Annotated in this window: 15 protein-coding genes; 8 read left to right on the forward strand and 7 right to left on the reverse strand. The window is 50.5% G+C overall.

Annotation, left to right across the window (positions count from 1 at the left end):
* Positions 1–47: 47 nt before the first annotated feature.
* Positions 48–971: a response regulator gene (locus ACN0T0_RS05620; RefSeq protein ID WP_417224090.1), complete on the reverse strand. Its 924-nt coding sequence runs from the start codon at positions 969–971 to the stop codon at positions 48–50.
* Entirely contained in the window at positions 968–4,462 is a 3,495-nt protein-coding gene (locus tag ACN0T0_RS05625) for an ATP-binding protein (RefSeq protein ID WP_417224092.1), read from the reverse strand. The genes ACN0T0_RS05620 and ACN0T0_RS05625 overlap by 4 nt, the downstream gene beginning before the upstream one ends.
* 500 nt (positions 4,463–4,962) lie before the next feature.
* On the opposite strand from ACN0T0_RS05625, the gene ACN0T0_RS05630 reads away from it, so the two are divergent.
* Together ACN0T0_RS05630 and ACN0T0_RS05635 are read left to right on the forward strand one after the other, a co-directional pair.
* A complete protein-coding gene (locus tag ACN0T0_RS05630; protein WP_417224094.1) occupies positions 4,963–6,093 on the forward strand; it encodes an aminomethyltransferase family protein in 1,131 nt (376 codons plus the stop codon).
* 384 nt (positions 6,094–6,477) lie between these two features.
* Positions 6,478–6,702: a cysteine-rich CWC family protein gene (locus ACN0T0_RS05635; RefSeq protein ID WP_417224096.1), complete on the forward strand. Its 225-nt coding sequence runs from the start codon at positions 6,478–6,480 to the stop codon at positions 6,700–6,702.
* 61 nt (positions 6,703–6,763) lie between these two features.
* Here the strand turns inward: ACN0T0_RS05635 and ACN0T0_RS05640 are convergent, their stop codons facing one another.
* The 3 genes from ACN0T0_RS05640 to ACN0T0_RS05650 form a co-directional block, all read right to left on the reverse strand.
* Complete coding sequence (locus ACN0T0_RS05640; protein ID WP_417224098.1) at positions 6,764–7,717, reverse strand: universal stress protein; 954 nt, start codon at positions 7,715–7,717, stop codon at positions 6,764–6,766.
* Positions 7,714–9,426 (reverse strand): cation:proton antiporter, encoded by a 1,713-nt coding sequence (locus tag ACN0T0_RS05645; RefSeq protein WP_417224100.1) that lies wholly within the window; start codon positions 9,424–9,426, stop codon positions 7,714–7,716. Before ACN0T0_RS05645 ends, ACN0T0_RS05640 begins: the two co-directional genes overlap by 4 nt.
* Positions 9,427–9,928: 502 nt before the next feature.
* Positions 9,929–11,002 carry a substrate-binding domain-containing protein gene (locus ACN0T0_RS05650; protein WP_417224101.1) on the reverse strand — a complete coding sequence of 358 codons (1,074 nt, stop codon included), beginning with the start codon at positions 11,000–11,002 and terminating at the stop codon, positions 9,929–9,931.
* 138 nt (positions 11,003–11,140) lie between these two features.
* Between ACN0T0_RS05650 and ACN0T0_RS05655 the strand changes: the two genes are divergently transcribed.
* From ACN0T0_RS05655 to ACN0T0_RS05675, 5 genes are read left to right on the forward strand one after another with little or no spacing between them, the layout of a single operon-like run.
* Positions 11,141–11,632 (forward strand): formate dehydrogenase subunit gamma, encoded by a 492-nt coding sequence (locus ACN0T0_RS05655; RefSeq protein ID WP_417224103.1) that lies wholly within the window; start codon positions 11,141–11,143, stop codon positions 11,630–11,632.
* Positions 11,632–13,209 carry a formate dehydrogenase beta subunit gene (locus tag ACN0T0_RS05660; protein WP_417224105.1) on the forward strand — a complete coding sequence of 526 codons (1,578 nt, stop codon included), beginning with the start codon at positions 11,632–11,634 and terminating at the stop codon, positions 13,207–13,209. Before ACN0T0_RS05655 ends, ACN0T0_RS05660 begins: the two co-directional genes overlap by 1 nt.
* A complete protein-coding gene (gene fdhF / locus ACN0T0_RS05665; RefSeq protein ID WP_417224107.1) occupies positions 13,206–16,103 on the forward strand; it encodes a formate dehydrogenase subunit alpha in 2,898 nt (965 codons plus the stop codon). The genes ACN0T0_RS05660 and fdhF overlap by 4 nt, the downstream gene beginning before the upstream one ends.
* Before the next feature lies 1 nt (position 16,104).
* Positions 16,105–16,998 carry a formate dehydrogenase accessory sulfurtransferase FdhD gene (fdhD, locus tag ACN0T0_RS05670; RefSeq protein ID WP_417224109.1) on the forward strand — a complete coding sequence of 298 codons (894 nt, stop codon included), beginning with the start codon at positions 16,105–16,107 and terminating at the stop codon, positions 16,996–16,998.
* A gap of 2 nt (positions 16,999–17,000) precedes the next feature.
* Positions 17,001–17,222, forward strand: coding sequence for a formate dehydrogenase subunit delta (locus tag ACN0T0_RS05675; RefSeq protein ID WP_417224111.1), 222 nt, complete (start codon positions 17,001–17,003; stop codon positions 17,220–17,222).
* 291 nt (positions 17,223–17,513) lie between these two features.
* Here the strand turns inward: ACN0T0_RS05675 and ACN0T0_RS05680 are convergent, their stop codons facing one another.
* Positions 17,514–18,629, reverse strand: coding sequence for a GlxA family transcriptional regulator (locus ACN0T0_RS05680; protein ID WP_417224113.1), 1,116 nt, complete (start codon positions 18,627–18,629; stop codon positions 17,514–17,516).
* Positions 18,630–19,146: 517 nt separating this feature from the next.
* Between ACN0T0_RS05680 and fdhA the strand changes: the two genes are divergently transcribed.
* Positions 19,147–20,346, forward strand: a complete 1,200-nt coding sequence (gene fdhA, locus ACN0T0_RS05685; RefSeq protein WP_417224115.1) for a formaldehyde dehydrogenase, glutathione-independent — start codon at positions 19,147–19,149, stop codon at positions 20,344–20,346.
* Between the two features lie 127 nt (positions 20,347–20,473).
* Here fdhA and ACN0T0_RS05690 read toward each other — a convergent pair whose 3' ends face one another.
* Positions 20,474–21,181, reverse strand: coding sequence for a 3'-5' exonuclease (locus ACN0T0_RS05690; RefSeq protein ID WP_417224117.1), 708 nt, complete (start codon positions 21,179–21,181; stop codon positions 20,474–20,476).
* Between the last annotated feature and the right edge of the window lie 8 nt (positions 21,182–21,189).

A 21,189-nucleotide genomic window follows, 5' to 3' on the forward strand; every position in this document is an offset into this window, starting at 1 on the left:
GTGGCAAGCGTCCTTCTCGCTCGTTGTTACGTTCGAGCAACGGTGTTTTACTCGTGACTGGCAATCAATCGCAACGCTACACCTGCCGCCGCGGTGCGGTTTTCAACCCCGAGTTTAGGGAAGATCTGTTCCAAATGTTTGTTAATCGTGCGCGGGCTGATCTCCAAAATTTCAGCGATCTCTCTGTTGGTTTTACCGTTAGCCAGCCAATACAGTACCTCGGCTTCCCGCTCGGTGAGTTCCAGCTCTAATTTTAGTAGTTCGGCTCCGGTGGGTTTATTGCCATCGATCAATTGCATCAACACCTCACCGTTGCTCTGATAGCCGATTAATTTAAGCATCAGAGGATAATCGATATCCTTCACTGGTAGGCGTTCTTGCTCTAACGGATTATGAGACAGCCAGCGACGAATTTGCGGTAGTAAACAGCTTTCTTGCAGCTGCTCGGTCACCCCTGCTCGACCAAGTAGAGCATAAGCTCTAGGGGTCGCCCAACGTAGCAAGCTATCCTGGGTTACGGTTAACAGGTGTTGCCCGGTACTGTCTAAGGCACTGTGAACACTGCTGGTCTGGCGCGCATTACCGAGATGCACCCGAATACGAGCCAACAACTCATTGGGGCTGATCGGTTTGGTGAGATAATCGACCCCGCCGCTATCGAGGCCACGGACAATATCATCGGTGTCGGTCAAGCCGGTCATAAACACCACCGGGATGGTGGCCAGATTGGGATCGGCTTTCAGCGCCCGACAAGTTTCAAAACCATCCATCACCGGCATCACGGCATCCATAAGAATAATATCGGGGCGGATACGCTGACAGATGGTCAATGCCTGACGGCCTTCCAAGGCCACTAGAATATCCAGTCCAGCCCCTTCCAGTGCATCGTTGATTAGGCTCAAAGCATTGGGGGAATCATCCACCACCAGCACCACATCATTTCGGGTTGATACAGATTCACTCATATTCATTGACGCTGCGTCTCCAGATACATCACCAGCTTACCAAACAGAAAGTTTTCACTCAGTTGTCGCAAATGAGTTAATGCCCCCGGCGACAAAATGTCGAGGGGTTCGATCTCTTTCAAACACTGCATAACCCCTTTGTGATAACCCAATTCGGCACAGTTTTTTAGTTCTTGCAGCAACGGGTGATCCGGCTGCAACAAGCTCTTCGGGGGATTGTCACCGGCGTCAGTCACAGGGCTCTGCCCTGTGTGACTCATACCGGATGTAGGAGCATCGCAGCTGTTTACGTCCTCGTTCGCAACGCATTCTGTCGCGCTTGGTTCGGATTCACCCCGGTAGATCCATTTCAGTTCAAGGTGACGGCCCAAGCTTTCTAGCAAGCGATGATTCGCCACCGGCTTAACCAGATAATCATCATAACTATCGTGCCCCTCAGCACCGACCGAGAGTTCCCGCGCATCCGCCGATAGCATCACAATACGCCCCGCAACATTGCGTTGGCGCAGTAGCGCGGCCAGCTCTAAGCCCGACATTCCCGGCATCGAGATATCCAGCAGAAAGAGGTCCGGCTCACTGTGCTGCAACAGATCTAAACAGGCTTCAGCATCCTGCGCTTCGAGAATGGCAAACCCTAAGGGCACCAGAATATCCGCCAACAAGCCACGCAATACAGGGTCATCATCCACCAAGCACAGCGTGCGCTGATAACCTTCAAAACCGATAATCCGCTGTTCCTGTAATATCGGTGTTAGTGCCTCACTGCTAACCCAAGGCAACATTATTGAGATACGAAAACAACTGCCCTGCCCGGGGTGACTGTCCACCTGCAGATCGCCGCCCATAATCTCGGTAAGCAGTTTAACGATGGTGAGGCCCAACCCAGTACCCGGCAGATGTGCGGTATCACGGTTACGAATGCGTTCAAAGGGCGAGAAGATTCGCTGCATCTGATATTCATCGATCCCCGGCCCGGTATCCCGAATCGAAAACTCGGCCACCTGATTACGGTAACGAATATCAAAATCCACCTGCCCGTTCGGTGTATATTTCACCGCATTGGAGAGCAGGTTAATCAGAATTTGCCGTAAGCGTTTTTCATCCGTGACGATCCGTTGCGGTAGCGGGTTGGCAATATGACAGTTAAACGCGATGCCTTTTTGTAACGCTTGCAAACGGAACATCTCGGCCAACTGTTCAATCAGCTCAGGCAGATTAACCTGATTACGATAAAGATCTAACCGCCCCGCCTCGATCTTCGATATATCCAGCAACCCCTCGATCAGATCGGTTAGATAGCGGCCGCTGCGGTGGATAATATCCAACCCCCGTTGCTGATCTTCCTGCAAATCTGAACGTTCCCGCAGCAGCTGGGCATAGCCCAAAATCGACTGTAACGGTGTGCGCAGTTCATGGCTGATGCCGGATAAATAGCGGCTCTTAGCCGCATTGGCCCGTTCGGCCAGCTCTTTCGCCTCCTGCAATTCCAGATCGGTTTGCTCATGCGCTTCGATCTCACGGGTGAGTTTCATCGTTTGCCGGTTGGATTCTTGCTGCGCCACCAAACGGCTCTCATGGGTGAGCAAAAACAACCAAGTAACCACCCCAGAGGCGATAAAGAGAGTGAAGAACAGCGTCCAAATAGTCTGCAATACCAGCGCCGTTTCTTCTGGATTTTCCGGTGCTAACTGACGATAGATAACCGCTAACAAAGCCCCCAATACCAAATTCACCACCAGCAATAGGCCGATAAACTTGCCCAACCGGGAACTCACCAGCTTAACGCCACGGCGCGGCAAAAATAGATGTAACATCTCCATCACCTGACGGGACATCCGCGCCTTCGGCTTACAGCTATCGAGGCAGCGTACATCTAACGAGCAACAGAGGGAGCAGATCGGCAGATCATAAGCCGGACAGTAACTCATATCCTCCCGTTCAAAATCGTTCTCACAGATACCGCAGTTCACCACCGAAACATTACGCGCCTGACCCGACACCGGCACCAAGCGGATATACTGGTTTAACTCTTCATTGGTACGGGCAATATAGTAGCGCCCACCCGTTAACCAAGCGATCAATGGCACACAGATAAAGCAACTGGCCAAACTAACAAAATGGCAGAGATTACGCGCCACCTCACCAAACAGACCGAGATAACTGAGCATCCCCAAAGCGGTGGAGATCACCATCGACCCCATCCCCACCGGATTGATATCGTATAGATGACCCCGTTTAAATTCGATTTCCGGTGGGCTTAACCCCAACGGTTTATTGATTAACAGATCCGCCGATAGGGATGCCAGCCAGCTTATGGCGATAATGGCAAAGATTCCTAAAATCGCTTCCAATGCCTGATAGATACCCAGCTCCATCAGAATCAGGGCGATGGTGACATTAAACACCAACCACACAACCCGACCGGGGTGACTGTGAGTTAAGCGGGAGAAGAAGTTCGACCATGCGATCGAGCCGGCATAGGCATTGGTAACATTGATCTTCATCTGGCACACCACCACCATCAATGCCGCCAATAACAAAGCAATCTCTGGCGAACCGGTGAGCCGCTGAAACACCCGCTGATACATATAGGTAGGGTCAGACGCTTCCTGTAGGCTCATTCCTTGAGTAATCGCCAGATAGGCCAAAAACGAACCTAATAGCATCTTAATCAGGCCAGTAAACACCCAGCCGGGGCCGGCCAGAATCAACCAAAACCACCATTGGCGCTTATTCTCTTCGGTTTTTTCCGGCATAAAGCGCAGATAATCCACCTGCTCGCCAATCTGCGCAAACAGAGCAAAAAACACTGACACCGCCGCGCCAAACATAATGATGTCGAACTCGCCGCTGGCGGTTGCTCCCATGCCCGGACTAAACTCGGTCCAGCCTTCGAGGCTATCAAACTCATACCACAGCACGGCAATCACCGCTGACAGCTGTAACCCGACCCAAAGATTATGGGTGCGCACCTGAAACCGACTGATCGCCGTGATGCCGTGGGTCACGATAGGAATCACCGCGACGGCACAAAAGAGATAACCTAAGGCCAATGGAATACCGAATAACGCTTTCAGAGCCGAGGCCAAAATAGCCGCTTCGATGGCAAAGAAGATAAAGGTAAAGGATGCGTAGATCAGCGAGGTTAAGGTGGAGCCGAGATAGCCAAAACCGGCTCCTCGGGTGAGCAGATCTATATCCAAGCCATGTTTGGCCGAGTAATAGACAATCGGAAAGCCGGTGATAAATAACACCACACAGACGGCCACCATCGCCATTACGGTATTGGTGAAGCCATAACTTAAGGTGACCGCCGCCGCCAGACTTTCCAAGGCTAAAAAAGAAGCCGCCCCGAGTGCGGTTTTACCCACCCGGGAGATACTCATATGCCGCCCTTTACGCGCGGTAAAACGCAACGCATAATCTTCCAGCGTCTGATCGGCCACCCATTTATTGTAGTGACGCCTTACTTTTAGGATTTTCTGAAACCCTGACATAGCCCACCAATGCGCACAAACTTAGTGCAATAAAAGACATCGAGTGCACGCATTGCACTACTTAAAGGCGAGATAACGCTAATTTGTACGATAACCCCTAACAATTATTAGCTGCACACTTTGTGCCAGCGGCTAAAACGAACCGCCTGTTTAGTGTTCACCCCGATCACTGCGTTCATTCACACAGGACGAAACTCGCCCTCTATTACACCCGGGTTCTGAGCCAATCATAAACACAGCCTTTTTTCACTCAAAGCAAGAGAAGCTCTATTGTTCACAGACACTCGGCTCTGTATTAATTCGCCTAATAAACCGCACCGGCACCCCACCGCAACGGTAGCGCTTAAATCCTTTTGCGCTGTTCCGCAGCCCAATATTCATAGCCTCCACGGCACGCCATTTAAGCAACATTAAAGGCGGCTGGCATACTAATTGCTATTCCTGAGAAGAAATATTATTTCCTAGTAGTTTTTTTATACACCGATAAAAGGGAACGTAACATGGCAAATTCGTGGCGACATTCTGCACTTGCTGAGAAGCATCGAGCTCTTGGTTCAAAACTGGAAGATTGGAACGGTATGGGAACTCCTTGGAGCTACGATAGCGATTTATCGCTTGCTCATGAAGCGATCCGTACGAAAGCAGGCTTGATGGATGTATCAGGCTTAAAAAAAGTACACTTTGTTGGCCCCCATGCCGAAAGCTTACTTGAGTATACGTGCACCCGAGATATCACCAAGCTGTACCCCGGCAAATCCGTCTATGCCACGATTCTGAACGAATCCGGTAAGTTTGTTGATGACTGCGTTATCTACCGCACCGGCCCTAATGCCTTTATGGTGGTGTTTGGCGCAGGTAATGGCTATGAAATGCTGGTGCGCGCTTCCCAAGGCCGTCAGGTAAGCGTGTTATTTGATGATGATCTGCATGATCTATCATTACAGGGCCCTCTCGCGGTCGATTTTCTGGCTGAGCATGTACCGGGGATTCGCGAACTACCTTACTTCCACCATCTGCAGACCCGTCTATTTGGCTTGCCCGTGATGATCTCCCGCACCGGTTATACTGGCGAAAGAGGCTATGAAATCTTCTGTAAAGCCGCCGACGCCCCCGCTATCTGGGACACCATTCTGGAACTCGGTGCACCACAAGGTATCATTCCTTGCGCCTTTACCGCCTTGGATATGCTGCGTGTAGAAAGCTATCTGCTGTTTTATCCCTATGACAACTCTGAGATGTACCCTTTTGCCGATGAAGCGGCGGGCGATACTCTGTGGGAGCTGGGCTTAGACTTTACCGTCTCGAAAGATAAAACCGACTTCCGCGGCGCCAACGAACACTTTAGGTTAAAAGGTCAAGAACGCTTCAAGATTTTTGGCGCGCTATTGGAAGGTGATCAAGCCGCTCAAGAAGGTGATACGCTATGGGCCGATGGTAAGCAAGTGGGTGTTATTACCTGTGCTATGTATTCACGCTTGACTGAAAAATCGATGGCGCTAGTACGTTTTGATACCGACTATGCCGTGCAAGGTACCCCTTTGGAAGTTAAAGGCAGCTTGAGTGTTTCGGCGATTGCTCACTCATTACCCTTTGACGATCCCGATAAGAAAAAACGTACCGCTAAAGGCTGAGTCAATAAGCCTCATACTCATCTGTTCAATAGAGAAAGGGGCCATACTGATTCTCGCTACCAGGTCAAAGCCTTCAGCTGTTAATATGATTAGCTTTACAACGCTTAAAAAGGCTTTGACCTCTCTGTTATGATTAATGATCTACAACATCTACTCCCTACGAACAAATAGAAAATACCTAGGAGCCGTGCCCTCACGGCATTATGGCAAGCAACCATCATACGACCCACAACCTCAGCGGTGTATTTTGTTCTAGCAAGCCGTTATGCTCAGTGTAAAAATACCGACCAGCTTTTCAGCCAGCCTTGCGCTGATTTATAGCGGGTAAACCCCATTCATTAACAGCCAATAAAAAACCATCCTAGACCACAACAGAGAATTAGAGTGACGACAGCAATCGAATCCATTGACCCAAGCTTATGCCCTCTGTGCAAACAGGCTAACCACTGCGGCAACCGGTCAAGCTGTGGCTCGCAACCCGACTGCTGGTGCTACACTCGCGACATAGCGTTCACTCAACCGCTATTGGATCAGGCGCCACTAGAGGCCAAAGGGAAAGCCTGTATCTGCCAAGCATGCGCGTTAGCGCATACAGCCAATCACGACTAAATCACCATAGACGCGCAACCATACAAAGCTCTGCAAACCGCTATTGGCTAACGTGCTCTGCCTAAGATACCGGTGATACAAAACCTTTAGGTTTGATAGCCAACACCGAACAGCGTAACTGCGGCAAAACATTCTCCGCCGTATTTCCGATAATCACCCCCGCGATACCGGTACGCGCAATTGTTCCCATCACCACGAGATCAACATTAAGCTCATTCGCTAAGCGTGGTAGTTCTCGACCCGGAGGCCCCTGAACGATATGGGTTTGTGGCGATAAGTAATTATAAGATTCAACGCCAACCTTCGATTTCAAGCCATTCATCAGCACTCTCATTTTCTGCTGTTTATCACGGGATTCAGCATCAAATAATTGACTGTTCACTCTATCGGGCTGCTCTGCCCACAGGCTAATAAACCCGGCTTGAGGCACATCGTAGGCGCTCACAACATGCAGCATGGTAAATTCAGCTAATGACAGCGAACAGGCAAACTCGAGTATTTCTGAATTCAATTCATCGTTACAGCGATCGCTTTCATCGGTTAAATCAACCGCCGCCATAATATGTTTATATTGGGTATTATCATCTTTTTTCATCAACCATACCGGACAGGGGCATTTACGCAGCAAATGCATATCATCGCTCCCTAGCAAGCGATCGAGCCAATCGATATCCTCAATCTCTTTAATCACCAGATCGAAATCTTGCACCTTAACCAGACGAATAATCTCAATGTATGGAGTGCCAATTTTCTGTTCCATTTTTAAACTGAAATCCACATCTAACGAGGCAATAAGCTGTTGCAGCGTCGCTTGTTCCTGCTGCAAAATTTTAGCGGCTAACTCATCAGCACCGCTATCAAGAGCTTGGGCGATAGGTGAAACATCAGGCAACATCTGTAACAGCGTAAGGTCTGCTTGATTCGACTTCGCCAGTGCTACAGCCCGTAAGAGTGATGCCGAAGACCGATGCGTATCATGATTGAGCACATAGAGAATATTTTTAAACTGTTTCATCGCGAGCCTCCGATGGATGTGGGAGATTGAAAAGAGGGGTTATCAATGCCTTCAAGCAATAACTCCGTCGCTCGGTCGGCGGCATCCTGAAAAGGCTCCAGCACTAGATCAATACCGAGCAGTTGTAACTCTTCGGTGTCTGCTTTACTGTGCGACACCGTGGCTAACTTGCCCGAAAAGCCTGCGGCTAACGTTAATTGAATAATTGTTTTGCGGGTGTCCTCTGACGACAGCCCAGTATGATGTTGTGGAATAGTGGAGACAATCCATTGGGTATGTTTGAGCGGCAGTTCGGCGATAAATTCAGGATCAGTCACATCACCGTACTCAGTCTCTAAGCCTAAATACTGCCAATGCTTAATGGCGGCAGGGTTGAAGTCTAATCCTAAAACACTCACGCCCTGCTCCTGTAAACGTGCAGCAATCTCAGTGCCCAGCCGACCTAAACCGAAGATAACCACTTGATAAGCGCTACCCGTATGGTGCTCCGTTGATTGCTCCCGCGGCGCACCCGTCCGTTCAAAGATGCCAATAACCGGTTCAAAAAAAGCATAGAGCTGATGGGAATAGGTAATCATGTAAGTCGATGCGGTAATCGTAACGATCCCAACGAGGGTGACTAAGCCGAGAATATCATGCTGCACATGGCCTAAACTGACTCCCATAGTGATGAAAATAAGTGAAAACTCACTGATTTGTGCAACGGTTAAGCCCGCGAGAAAACCGGTTCGTTTGCGATAACCCATCGCCCCCATAATCGCCAAAACAATCAGAGGATTACCGATAAGTACGAAGAGTGAGAAAATCGCAGCCCCTGACAGGTGCGACCCCAACAACGATAAGTCTAAGGTAGCGCCCAAGGCGATAAAGAAAAACAGTAATAAGAAATCCCGTAAGGGAGCCAACCGAGCAGCAATACTTTCACGATAAGGTGTTGAGGCTAATGCCACCCCTGCCAACAAACCGCCGACTTCCATACCCAAGCCGATAATATTACCGACTGCAGCAAACAGTGCCGCCTGAGCGATAGCGTAAATAACCAATAGTTCAGGTGTTTTGGCCAATTGCTGGGTCAGTGGATTAGCGATGAAACGCACAAAGAAGATCACAAATAACAGCAACCCCATGCCCGCCAAAGCCACCTGCCAGATGGAGCTATTCGCATCACCGCCATGTCCTGTGCCGATGCCAATGGTCGCCAACACAATCATCGCCACCACGACAACCAGATCTTGCACAATCAAAAAGCCGAGAGCGATTTTACCATGAAGAGAATCGATCTCTCGTTTATCCGAAAGCAGCTTGACGATAATAATGGTCGAAGAAAAAGTCAGCGCTACAGCAACATAGATGCTGGTAATGTGATCTAGGCCTATCCCAAGGCCGATGAAATAACCGACTATCGATGTAAAGGCTACCTGCCCAAGCCCGGTCATAATCGACACCGAACCGATGGAACGAATAAGCTTCACATCCAGCTTGATACCGACCAAAAACAGCAGCACTGCGATCCCTAATTCGGACAGTAGTTGGATCTGTTCTTTGGAGTGTACGATGTCTAAAACGGAGGGCCCCGAGATTAATCCCACGGCGATGAAACTCACGATAAGAGGCTGCCGCAAAAATAAACCCGCAAACCCCATAATGGCAGCCAGCACCAGTAGCGCAGCCACTTCAGTAAAAGATGACTGTGTGATTAGTTCTATCAATTGATGCTCCTTATCGGTTGCTTATAGTCCATTATTCATTGATCAACGCTTCTAACCCGCGGCCTCAAATGCCAGCCCGACACACACATAGGTTTAGCGAATAAACAGTTCTGCTTTATTGTCAGTCTACCCTAGCCTCATCGGATTAAGGTTGATCTCTAGCAAAAGCCAAGGCGATGCCACCTGATGACACGAAGACTCAGTTGAGCACCACTTTAAACGCCATAAATATATGATCTTCTAAACTCGAAAAGATTCACTCATCGCTCAACAAATAGGCAACTATTTAGATTGTTTAGTAATGACACCATCGAGCAGTATTTGAATCTCATCTATCGGATGAATGAGAATGGATCAACGTCAAACTGACGCTCACTGTCTGACAAACAATAACGTAAAGCGAAGGCTTAGGCTGCAGAGAGAATAGGAAGTGTCGCGACCGCTGCCCACTCAACTCATATAACCTAACTGATAGACAAGCCTGACGAGTCGCTTGCTCGCATTACCCACTAAAGATCGTATCTAGAGCGACCACCTCCCCACAATCCTCCGGTGAATACCCTGGCAGTTGCTGTACGGCAGTCTGAAATACCTCACGACGAATACTGGCTAACAAACGCAGCATCGCCTCCTGTTTAAGGGTTTTATGGTGACACACAAACAGATAATACTCAGAGGATAACGGTATAAAATCAAGACCGAACTGGCTCGCTGCTGCCTTCACTCCCATGCCGACATCTGCCATCCCTGCACCGACGAAAGCCGCCACCGCTGAATGGGTGAATTCCTCATCGGCAAAACCGTTAATCCGCTTGCTGTTTACCCCCTCGCGGATTAATAGTTCATCAAGCAGTGCCCGGGTACCGGAGTCCTTCTGACGATTGATAAACTTAACGTCTTTACGTACTAAGTCCTGCAACCCGTTAATCTGTTTAGGATTACCGGGTTTGACCATTAGCCCCTGCTGGCGAGTTATAAATTTAACGATCTTATGCACCCGTGGTTTCAGGTGACGGCTATAGGTTTCATAGAGGGCATCGCTCATGCCCCCTGCCCGGCCATTTACCGGCACATGAAAACCTGCCACATCACAGACGCCCCGGTTGAGTGAGGCCAGTGCTTCTTCAGCACTTTTGTACTGCAGATCCAGTTGAATATCGCTGCTGAAATCGGGTAATAAAGCCACCGCATAACCGTAGCTCGCATGGACGCGTAGCAAGGGGTTAACCCCCTCCAGCGCTCGGTGGATCTCTAAATTAAGTTCGGAGGCTAAACTCTCTAATTGTGGTTCTAACCTTGCCAATACACGCTGTTCGGCCCAGAGCAATTTTTCACCTAAGGCCGATAGTGTCGCCCCCTTACCTTTTTTCATATCGACCAGCGGCAAACCAAAAAAGGCCGCCCACGTATTCAACAGGTTCCATCCATGGCGGTATGAGATGCCAATTTTTTCAGTCGCCGCGGTCAGCTTGCCCGTCTCATGTATCGCCCCTAACAGCGAAAATAATTGGGGATTCAACTGGTTACCGCCAGCATCGCGAAAAGACCAACTTGGAACAACTTGAATACGTTTCATATGCACAATATTTCATATTTCGTAGAAGACCAACTAATGCTACTTTAAACACCACTATAAAGCACATATTTTGGGCTTCTAAGACACTCGAATAGCAACATATGAACTCCACTTCATATGTTAAATGAGAATAACAAAATGACCGCAGCCAAAGAGCAGTTATTATCGGTAGTAAACGACGCCATTACCGGTCTGAAACATAAACCAGGCGCTTTGCTGCCTATCCTTCATGAGATTCAAAATCGTTTGGGCTTTGTCCCTCCCGAATCAGTGCCGCTGATTGCGGAATCCTTAAACCAATCTCGCGCCGACATTCACGGAGTCATAAGCTTTTATCATCAGTTTCGCACCACAGCACCCGGTAAACATACCGTTGAAGTGTGCCGCGCTGAAGCCTGTCAGGCGATGGGGGCGCGTCAACTCGAAGCCCATGCCAAAGCGACTCTCGGGGTGGATTATCACGGCACCACGAGCGATCAGACGATCACCTTGGAAGAAGTTTACTGTCTAGGCAACTGCGCTTGCTCCCCTTCCGTGCGGATTGACGATGAGATCGTTGGCCGAGTGACCCCCGAAAAATTTGATCAGCTAGTTGATGGGCTGCGTTCACAAACGCTGGAGGTACACTGATGAGCGTAACCAAACTGTATATTCCGCGTGACACCACAGCCCTAGCAATGGGTGCCGATCAGTTGGCGCTAGAGATCGCTGCCGAAGCTAAGCAGCGCGGCGAAACCATTGAGATTATTCGTAACGGCTCCCGCGGTCTCTTCTGGCTGGAACCTTTAATCGAAGTTGAAACAAGTGCTGGCCGTATTGCCTATGGCCCAGTCAGCAGTGCTGATATCGATAGTCTGTTTGACCAAGCCTTTGTTAGCGGTGCGACTGACCACCCACTGTGTCAGGGGTTGACCGAAGAGATTCCTTATCTGAAACAACAGCAACGGCTGACCTTCGCCCGCGCAGGCATTACAGATCCCGTTTCATTGGATGATTATTGCCAGTTAGATGGTTTCAATGGTCTGAAAAAAGCCTTACAGCTGGATGGTCAGCAGATTGTTGATGAGGTCAAAGCCTCTGGATTGCGTGGCCGTGGTGGCGCAGCGTTCCCCACCGGCATCAAATGGCAAACCGTATTGGATGCAACATCCCCTCATAGCCCACAAAAATATATCGTCTGTAATGCCGATGAGGGCGACTCCGGCACCTTTGCCGACCGTATGGTGATGGAAGCCGATCCCTATATGCTAATCGAAGGCATGACCATCGCGGGTCTGGCGGTGGGTGCCGATCAGGGGTATATCTATCTGCGCTCAGAATACCCGGTTGCCTATCAGATTCTAAATGAAGCGATTGCCAATGCCGAAGCCGCCGGTTATCTCGGCGAGAATATTCTCGATAGTGGTAAAACCTTTAAGCTTGAAGTACGCCTAGGTGCTAAAGCCTATATCTGCGGCGAAGAAACCTCGCTACTGGAAAGTCTTGAAGGGAAACGTGGCATGGTGCGAGCGAAACCGCCGCTACCTGCCATTGTCGGATTATTTGGCCAGCCCACCATCGTCAATAATGTATTGTCACTGGCGGCGATACCTTACATCCTCTCGCAAGGAGGCCAAGCCTATGCTGATTTCGGCATGGGCCGCTCCCTCGGCACATTGCCATTTCAGCTAGCGGGTAATATTAAACGCGGCGGCCTGATTGAGCTGGCCTTCGGTGTCACCCTACGTGAACTGTTGGAAGAATACGGCGGTGGTACCTTCAGTGGACGGCCAATGCGGGCGGTTCAAGTGGGTGGGCCACTCTGTGCCTATCTGCCGGAAAGCCAGTGGGATACACCGATGGATTATGAATCTTTCCAGGCCATCGGCGCGGGTCTTGGCCACGGCGGTATTGTGGTGTTTGATGACACCGTGGATATGTCTGCCCAAGCGCGCTTTTCCATGGAGTTCTGCGTCGCTGAATCCTGCGGTAAGTGTACCCCTTGCCGTATCGGCTCTACTCGCGGTGTCGAGGTGATCGACCGGATTCGTAATGATGAAAACCGCGCTGCCAACATGGAACTGCTGAGCGATCTCTGTAACACCATGATCGATGGCTCACTCTGTGCTATGGGCGGCATGACCCCGTTCCCCGTACTAAGCGCCGTTAAACACTTCCCGGAAGACTTTAATCAACCTGCGCAAAACAACAAGGGAGCCCGGTCATGATTCAGATCTTTGATCCTAACAGCACCGATTATCATAAAGATTATGGCACCCCCGCGAGTGTTTCCGAAAACCTGATCACCCTTGAGATCGATGGTAAATCAATCACTGTGCCTGAAGGTACTTCGGTGCTGCGCGCTGCTGCCGAAGCCGATATTAATATCCCTAAGCTGTGCGCTACCGATAACCTTGAAGCCTTTGGTTCGTGCCGCATCTGCGCGGTTGAGATCGAAGGCCGCCGGGGGACGCCAGCATCATGCACCACACCGGCTGAAGCGGGCATGAAAGTCACCACTCAGAATAAACGGTTGGGTAAGCTACGCCGTAATATTATGGAGCTGTACATCTCCGACCACCCGCTGGACTGCCTGACCTGCCCGGCCAATGGTAATTGTGAACTGCAGGATGTGGCGGGTGAAGTCGGCCTGCGAGAAGTGCGTTACGGCTTCGAGGGAGAGAATCACCTCGACGCAGAAAAAGACCATTCCAACCCCTATTTCAGTTTTGATCCGAGCAAATGTATCGTCTGCTCCCGCTGTGTGCGAGCCTGTAGCGAAGTGCAAGGCACCTTCGCCCTGACCATCGATGGTCGCGGCTTCGATTCCAAAGTATCCCCCGGACAAAACGAAGCCTTTCTCGATTCAGAATGTGTCTCTTGCGGTGCTTGTGTGCAAGCCTGCCCCACCTCAACACTGATGGAAAAATCAGTCATTGAAGCGGGCCAACCAGAACACAGCGTGGTGACAACCTGTGCCTATTGCGGTGTCGGCTGTCAGTTTAAAGCCGAAATGAAAGGCGCTGAAATTATCCGCATGGTGCCTTATAAAGGTGGCCAAGCGAACCATGGTCACTCCTGTGTTAAAGGCCGCTTTGCTTTTGGTTATGCCACCCATGGCGACCGCATCACCAAACCGATGATTCGGGATTCAATCGATCAACCTTGGCAAGAAGTTAGCTGGGATGAAGCGCTCACCTTTGCGGCCAACAAACTGCGCGGTATCCAAGCGAAATATGGCCGTGAAAGCATCGGCGGTATCACCTCATCCCGCTGTACCAATGAAGAAACTTATTTGGTGCAAAAACTGATTCGCGCCGCCTTCGGTAATAACAATACCGACACCTGTGCGCGAGTCTGTCATTCACCGACCGGCTATGGTTTGAAAGCCACCTTAGGGGAATCCGCCGGGACACAAACGTTTGATTCCGTGATGCATGCCGACGCCATTATGGTGATCGGTGCCAACCCTACCGATGCCCATCCGGTATTTGGCTCATTGCTGAAAAAACGTCTACGTCAGGGTGCCAAGCTGATCGTTGCCGATCCACGGCGTATCGACCTAGTGAAGACGCCCCATGTCGAAACCCATCACCATCTATCACTGCGCCCCGGTAGTAATGTGGCGTTTGTGAATGCTATGGCCCATGTCATTATCAGCGAAGGCTTAGAAGACAAAGCCTTTATCGCCGAGCGCTGTGCAACCGACGCCTTTAGCGCTTGGCGCGACTTTATCAGTGAAGCGCGCCACTCACCGGAGAACACCGAATCCATTACCGGTATTCCCGCCGCCGAGCTGCGTAGTGCCGCCCGGATCTATGCCAACGCAAACAATGCAGCCATCTACTACGGTTTAGGTGTTACCGAACACAGCCAAGGATCAAGCATGGTCATGGGTATCGCCAACCTCGCACTGGCGACCGGTAACATTGGCCGTGATGGTGTAGGTGTGAATCCACTTCGGGGACAAAACAATGTCCAAGGGTCCTGCGATATGGGTTCCTTCCCCCATGAACTGCCGGGCTATCAACATGTCTCCGACGATGCCGTACGGGCGCGCTTTGAAGCCGTCTGGGGTGTTGAACTCGATAATGAACCGGGCCTACGTATTCCCAATATGTTTGATGCTGCGATGGATGGCACCTACAAAGGAATGTATTGTCAGGGCGAAGATATTGCCCAGTCAGACCCGAACACCAACCATGTTCACGCCGCAATGCGGGCGCTGGAATGTCTGGTGGTGCAGGATATCTTTCTTAACGAAACCGCTAAATTTGCCCACGTATTCCTGCCCGGCTCCTCTTTCCTTGAGAAAGATGGCACCTTCACCAATGCCGAGCGACGCATCAACCGTGTACGCAAGGTCATGCCACCGCTAGCAGGCAAGCAGGATTGGGAAGTCACCCAAGCGCTGTCCAACGCCTTGGGCTATCCGATGAACTACAACCATCCATCCGAAATTATGGATGAGATCGCCCTGCTAACGCCGACCTTTAGCAATGTTAGCTATGAACGCTTAGAAGAGATGGGCAGCTTACAATGGCCATGTAACGACAGTGCCCCCGAAGGCACCCCGATCATGCATTTGGATAGCTTCCCGATCGGTAAAGGCCAATTTGCGATCACCGAATATGTCGCCACCGAAGAACGCTCTACCCGTAAATACCCATTACTGCTGACCACCGGCCGTACACTGTCGCAATACAATGTTGGCGCCCAGACCCGGCGTACCGAAAATCAGGTTTGGCATGATGACGATGTGCTTGAGCTGCACCCTCAGGATGCCGAAGATCGCGGTATCAAAGATAACGATTGGGTGGGGATCACCAGCCGTTCCGGTGAAACCGTGATGCTGGCGAAGATCTCCGACCGGATGCAACCGGGCGTCGTGTATACCACCTTCCACCACCCTCACAGTGGCGCAAACGTGGTCACCACCGACAACTCTGACTGGGCGACTAACTGTCCGGAATATAAAGTCACCGCGATTCAAGCGATCAAAGTGTCCGAGCCGTCCGAGTGGCAGCAGCGATATCATGCCTTCCATAAAGAACAGATTGGTCACCTCGATAGTGCCCGACAGGAAAAAGGGCACGGTAAACCGGCCTCGGCTGGAGGTTAATATGGCCTTGAAGCAGCCCAAGACAACCACATCCGACAACCTAACGCTGAAACTGGATGACTGTTATACACAAGCGGCGGTTAGTCGTTGGCAAGAGGGTCAAACGCTGGATGCGTTAGATCAGATTGCCGATGAGATTCCTGTGGCCATGGTCTATAACGGCATCTCCCACGCGGTAATGATGGCCAGCCCCTGCGACCTCGAAGACTTCGCGTTGGGCTTTAGCCTCAGCGAAGGCATTATCAAAACAGCCGATGAGATCTATGGGCTGGAACGGGTAATGGCTGAAACTGATAATGTGGCTGCGGGTATCGAAATTCAGCTGTCGATCACGACACAGCGCTCGATGCAGTTAAAGCAGCGCCGTCGTAACCTGACCGGCCGTACCGGCTGTGGCTTATGCGGCACAGAGTCTCTGCAACAAGCCATTCGACCGGTCAAAGCGGTGCCCATTCAGCCAGCCCCATCTGCCGCAGCGGTTGAACGGGGGTTGCAGCAACTGAAGAAAAACCAACCCTTGCAAGCGCTCACGGGTGCCTGTCATGGGGCCGCATGGTGTGATCAGCAGGGCAATATTCAACTATTGAGGGAAGATGTTGGCCGACATAACGCGCTGGATAAGCTAATCGGCGCACTTAAACGGGCTAAAACCAACCTGAATGAAGGCTTTGTGCTAGTTTCCAGCCGTGCCAGTTATGAGATGGTACACAAGGCCGCTAGCTGTGGCGTTAGTACCTTGGTGGCCGTATCCGCCCCCACGGGACTGGCCCTGACACTGGCAAAACAAGCGGGGCTCAATCTAATCGGCTTCGCCCGTCCAGGCCGGCACGTTATTTACAATCAATCGGTCACGACGGGTTTAACTCAATCCTCCGATGATTCAAAGGAATTATAAACATGGGAAATCATCAACTCACCAGCCTCATCAGGATGGCTAACCAGATCGCCGCCAACAACACCCATATCGGCGATGATATAGCCGAAGCTGAAATGGTCGCCGATCATATGACCAAATTCTGGGCCCGCACCATGAAAGCACAGATAAGGGAATATCTAGAGCAGGATGGTAGCGAGCTGCTGCCGATAGCCAAGCAAGCGGTGTTGATGCTGAAGCATTGAGTGAAAGCCGTCGTTCAAAAAAGCCAAATGCCCAGCAGTGATGCTGGGCATTTTTTTACCCACAGCAACCAAACGAGCCGTTTACCACACCGAGTCCTCCTTGGTGTCGCTGCGCGACTTATTCGATAAAGCACCACGTTCAGGTTCGGATCTGTTTTAGTGACCTGTGTGAGTCAATCCTTCGATAGAATCACGACAGGTATGACCGTACCATGTAGGAGACGTGCCCCCACGCCGATGCTTTCATTTACGGCGTTTATCGGCACGGGACACAGCCTGTGGATAAAACCCTTAAATTGCCACCGAACCAAAACTGGGCTCTGCCTGGGCCGAATTAAGCACCGCCACCGAGCGCTTCATACTGGCAAAGAAACCATCACTGTGTTGTGGTTCGCTATCACCCTGCGCTGACACTGGTAATACTCCCTTACGTTCATCCCTAGGCGAGATACCGATATGTTTACGGTAGCAACGACTGAAATGGGGCGTTGAAACAAAGCCACAGGCGGTGGATATCTCAACAATGGGCATACCCGATTGCTTTAATAGCTGCCGAGCTCGATCGAGGCGCAGTTTGAGATAATAACGGGACGGTGAGCAGTTAAGATATTTCAGGAACATCCGTTCCAACTGTCGCCGGGAAACACTGACAAAAGCCGCTAGCTCATCCAAGCCTATCGGCTCTTCAAGATTATTTTCCATCAGTTCGATCACATCCACCAGCTTCGGCTTGCTATCACCACCGTTGTGTAGCTGACGCAGAGGCACCCGTTGTTGATCAAATTCGCTACGAATACGATCGCAGATAAACATATCGGATACCGCCATGGACAACTTTGGCCCATGCTGCAACGACACCATATGTAACAACATATCCATGGGCGAAATTCCCCCGGATGAGGTCATACGATTACGATCGATAGTGAATAGCCGATTATTGCAGTTCACCTTAGGGTAATGCTCTTGCAATGATGCCATGCATTCCCAGTGGGTGCTGCAGTCATAACCATCTAACAGCCCGGCATGGGCTAGCAGATAAGCGCCGGTACAGATACCGCCAAGCGTGACGCCACGGCGGCTCATTAACTGTAACCAGCTCACCTGTTTAGGTGTAAAGCTGCGGGTGATATCCACGCCACCACAGACAATTATGAGATCCAACTCCGGCATATCGGCAACCGAGAAATCCGGGGCGAAGCTGAGACCGTCGCTGGCACTCACCGGCGTACCCGTCTCTGAAATCATATGCCAGCTATACAACTCAAAGCCAGACAACTGGTTCGCCATACGCAGTGGTTCAATGGCCGATGCCACCGCAATCATGGTGAAGTTATCCAGCAGTAAGAATCCCACCCTAGTTACTTTTTGGTAGTCTTTAATTGGCGCGAACGCAGTCGAAGATGTCATGATAGTGCCCCTTTTAACGCATAATCAATACTGGATGCAAAGAGCTAAGCAGCGTCGCACCGATGCTAATTACTCACGTTATTTTTTATTTTTTTGGACATTTAAGGGAGGCCAGCGAACCCACAGAGAGTTAATTCACAGGCCATTTTTATCGTTTTTATTCAGTCGTTTTTATGACCTAAGTCTGATGTTGTTAACCGAACGATGGGATCAATATTATTTGATTTATATCAAAGGAAGAATACCTAAAAACGACTTAAGGAGTTTTTTATTTATCTGTAAACGACGCGCTTTTTTGTCTTGCCTCTTCACCTGCACGCGCGTCCTTAGGCCCTACCAAGTAGCACTCTTTGCTAGCGTCACTTAAACCCGAATATCAGCGTTAAATGAGCTGAATTATGTCGGTTATGATCAATTCCTGCGCGGTGCTAGGCAGTCACCACCCTAACCACAAGCCTACTATGTCCTGACACCCATTACCGGGTGAGACGAATACAAAAATAACAGGAGTGTGACCATGTGTAGCAATCATGCCAACCGTGGTGTTGTTTATAAAGGTGCGGGCGAAGTTGCGATTGAAGAGATCGCCTTTCCAGAACTCTCGTTGGGTAAGCGTAAGTGCAACCACGGCGTTATCTTGCGGGTACTCACCACCAATATCTGTGGTTCCGATCAACATATGGTGCGAGGCCGTACGACTGCTGAAGCCGGTTTGGTGCTCGGCCATGAGATCACCGGACAAATTATCGAATGCGGCAACGATGTCGAATTCCTCAAGCCCGGTGATATCGTTTCAGTTCCCTTTAATATCGCCTGTGGCCGTTGCCGCAACTGCAAAGAAGGCAACACCGGCATCTGTCTCAACGTTAACCCTGCCCGTCCAGGTGCTGCTTACGGCTATGTGGATATGGGCGGCTGGGTCGGTGGGCAAGCAGAATATGTGATGGTGCCCTATGCTGACTTCAATCTACTGAAGTTCCCCGATTCTGATCAGGCGATGGAGAAGATCCGCGATCTGACTCTACTATCCGATATCTTCCCTACCGGCTTCCATGGCTGTGTCACAGCGGGCGTTGGCCCAGGTTCCACTGTCTATATCGCCGGTGCCGGCCCAGTTGGTTTGGCTGCCGCCGTATCTGCGCAGTTATTAGGTGCCGCCTGTGTGATAGTCGGTGATATGGTTGATGAACGTTTGCAGCAAGCGCGCAGTTTTGGCTGTGAGACCATCGATCTGCGTCAAGATGGCGATATGGCCGATAAGCTGGAAGTGATTCTCGGCGAACGTGAAGTCGATGCCTTTGTCGACTGCGTAGGTTTTGAAGCCCATGCCTGTGGTTGTAACCATGGTGCAGAAGCACCAGCGACCGTGCTTAACTCGGCGATGCAGATGACCCGTGCTGGGGGCGCGATTGGTATTCCTGGTCTGTATGTAACAGAAGATCCTGGCGCCATCGATGATGCGGCTAAACAGGGTGCGCTGAGTATGCGCTTTGGCTTAGGCTGGGCGAAATCCCATTCGTTCCATACCGGTCAGTGCCCGGTGATGAAGTATCATCGACCACTGATGCAGGCGATCCTGTTTGATAAAGTGGATATCGCTAAAGCGGTTAATGTGCAGATGATTTCACTGGATCAAGCACCCGAAGGCTATGCCGATTTTGATGGTGGAGCCGCGAAGAAATTTGTTATCGATCCACACGGAAGTGTTGCCGCTTAATGAGACTAATGATTAGCTAGCAGCTTAATCATAAAAACCACCAGATCACCTGGTGGTTTTCTCTTATTTAACGATTGCTCACCCTATCGCCCACTAAACCTTCAATTATTCTTAAGTCGTCAATCAATCAGATCCACAGCTCACTCAACTGTGTCGCCTCACTGTAACGGTGCAGCACCTGTGCTTGCAGCAACTCTGCCGTGGCAATGGCATCGGTCAACGCATGATGTTGACCATAGTGTGGTAGGTGATAACGTAACCGGCTATCGCCTAAGCGAATCGATTCTAGCCGCCAACCGATCAAACGTTTCAATCGATTCAACGTGCCGCGACGATACAGCATCGCTTCTAGCTCCATCGTATCGATCATTGGAAAGATGATCCCCTCCCCTAAGCGTTTTTTAATCGCGCTATCGAGGAACTCTCGTTCGATATTGCGGTAGTGCACCACCACAATTTTGCCAGCAATTTCGTCTAATACCGCTTCTAATATCAGGTTTAAATCCGGTGCCGCAGACAACTGCGAGTGGGTAATACCATGAAAAGGCACAGAGGTTTCGGTCAGCCCTTCATTCGGTTTAAGCAACCAATAGCGGCTTTCTCGCAACCGTATCCGATGCAAATCAAAAGGCACTAAACCAATACTGATGATCTCGTTCTTTTTGGCGTCTAGCCCCGTGGTTTCAAAATCCAACGCCACAAAGGGGACATCCACCAATGGTGTATCCGCGCCAACGACACCCTGCTGATAGAAATGCTTTAACCGCTCATCAGTGGCTTTTTCCGCCCGCTGCCGAAACAGCACCGGCCAATTGACGCTATGACTACCGATCATAGACACCC

This window comes from Amphritea sp., assembly GCF_048266285.1.
Lineage (GTDB): Bacteria > Pseudomonadota > Gammaproteobacteria > Pseudomonadales > Balneatricaceae > Amphritea.

What these genes read in the sequence shown, in the direction of transcription:
- ACN0T0_RS05620 (WP_417224090.1), bottom strand. Translation starts at nt 971, where the DNA reads ATGAATATGAGTGAATCTGTATCAACCCGAAATGATGTGGTGCTGGTG.
- ACN0T0_RS05625 (WP_417224092.1), bottom strand. Translation starts at nt 4,462, where the DNA reads ATGTCAGGGTTTCAGAAAATCCTAAAAGTAAGGCGTCACTACAATAAA.
- ACN0T0_RS05630 (WP_417224094.1), top strand. Translation starts at nt 4,963, where the DNA reads ATGGCAAATTCGTGGCGACATTCTGCACTTGCTGAGAAGCATCGAGCT.
- ACN0T0_RS05640 (WP_417224098.1), bottom strand. Translation starts at nt 7,717, where the DNA reads ATGAAACAGTTTAAAAATATTCTCTATGTGCTCAATCATGATACGCAT.
- ACN0T0_RS05650 (WP_417224101.1), bottom strand. Translation starts at nt 11,002, where the DNA reads ATGAAACGTATTCAAGTTGTTCCAAGTTGGTCTTTTCGCGATGCTGGC.
- ACN0T0_RS05655 (WP_417224103.1), top strand. Translation starts at nt 11,141, where the DNA reads ATGACCGCAGCCAAAGAGCAGTTATTATCGGTAGTAAACGACGCCATT.
- ACN0T0_RS05660 (WP_417224105.1), top strand. Translation starts at nt 11,632, where the DNA reads ATGAGCGTAACCAAACTGTATATTCCGCGTGACACCACAGCCCTAGCA.
- fdhF (WP_417224107.1), top strand. Translation starts at nt 13,206, where the DNA reads ATGATTCAGATCTTTGATCCTAACAGCACCGATTATCATAAAGATTAT.
- fdhD (WP_417224109.1), top strand. Translation starts at nt 16,105, where the DNA reads ATGGCCTTGAAGCAGCCCAAGACAACCACATCCGACAACCTAACGCTG.
- ACN0T0_RS05675 (WP_417224111.1), top strand. Translation starts at nt 17,001, where the DNA reads ATGGGAAATCATCAACTCACCAGCCTCATCAGGATGGCTAACCAGATC.
- ACN0T0_RS05680 (WP_417224113.1), bottom strand. Translation starts at nt 18,629, where the DNA reads ATGACATCTTCGACTGCGTTCGCGCCAATTAAAGACTACCAAAAAGTA.
- fdhA (WP_417224115.1), top strand. Translation starts at nt 19,147, where the DNA reads ATGTGTAGCAATCATGCCAACCGTGGTGTTGTTTATAAAGGTGCGGGC.
- ACN0T0_RS05690 (WP_417224117.1), bottom strand. Translation starts at nt 21,181, where the DNA reads ATGATCGGTAGTCATAGCGTCAATTGGCCGGTGCTGTTTCGGCAGCGG.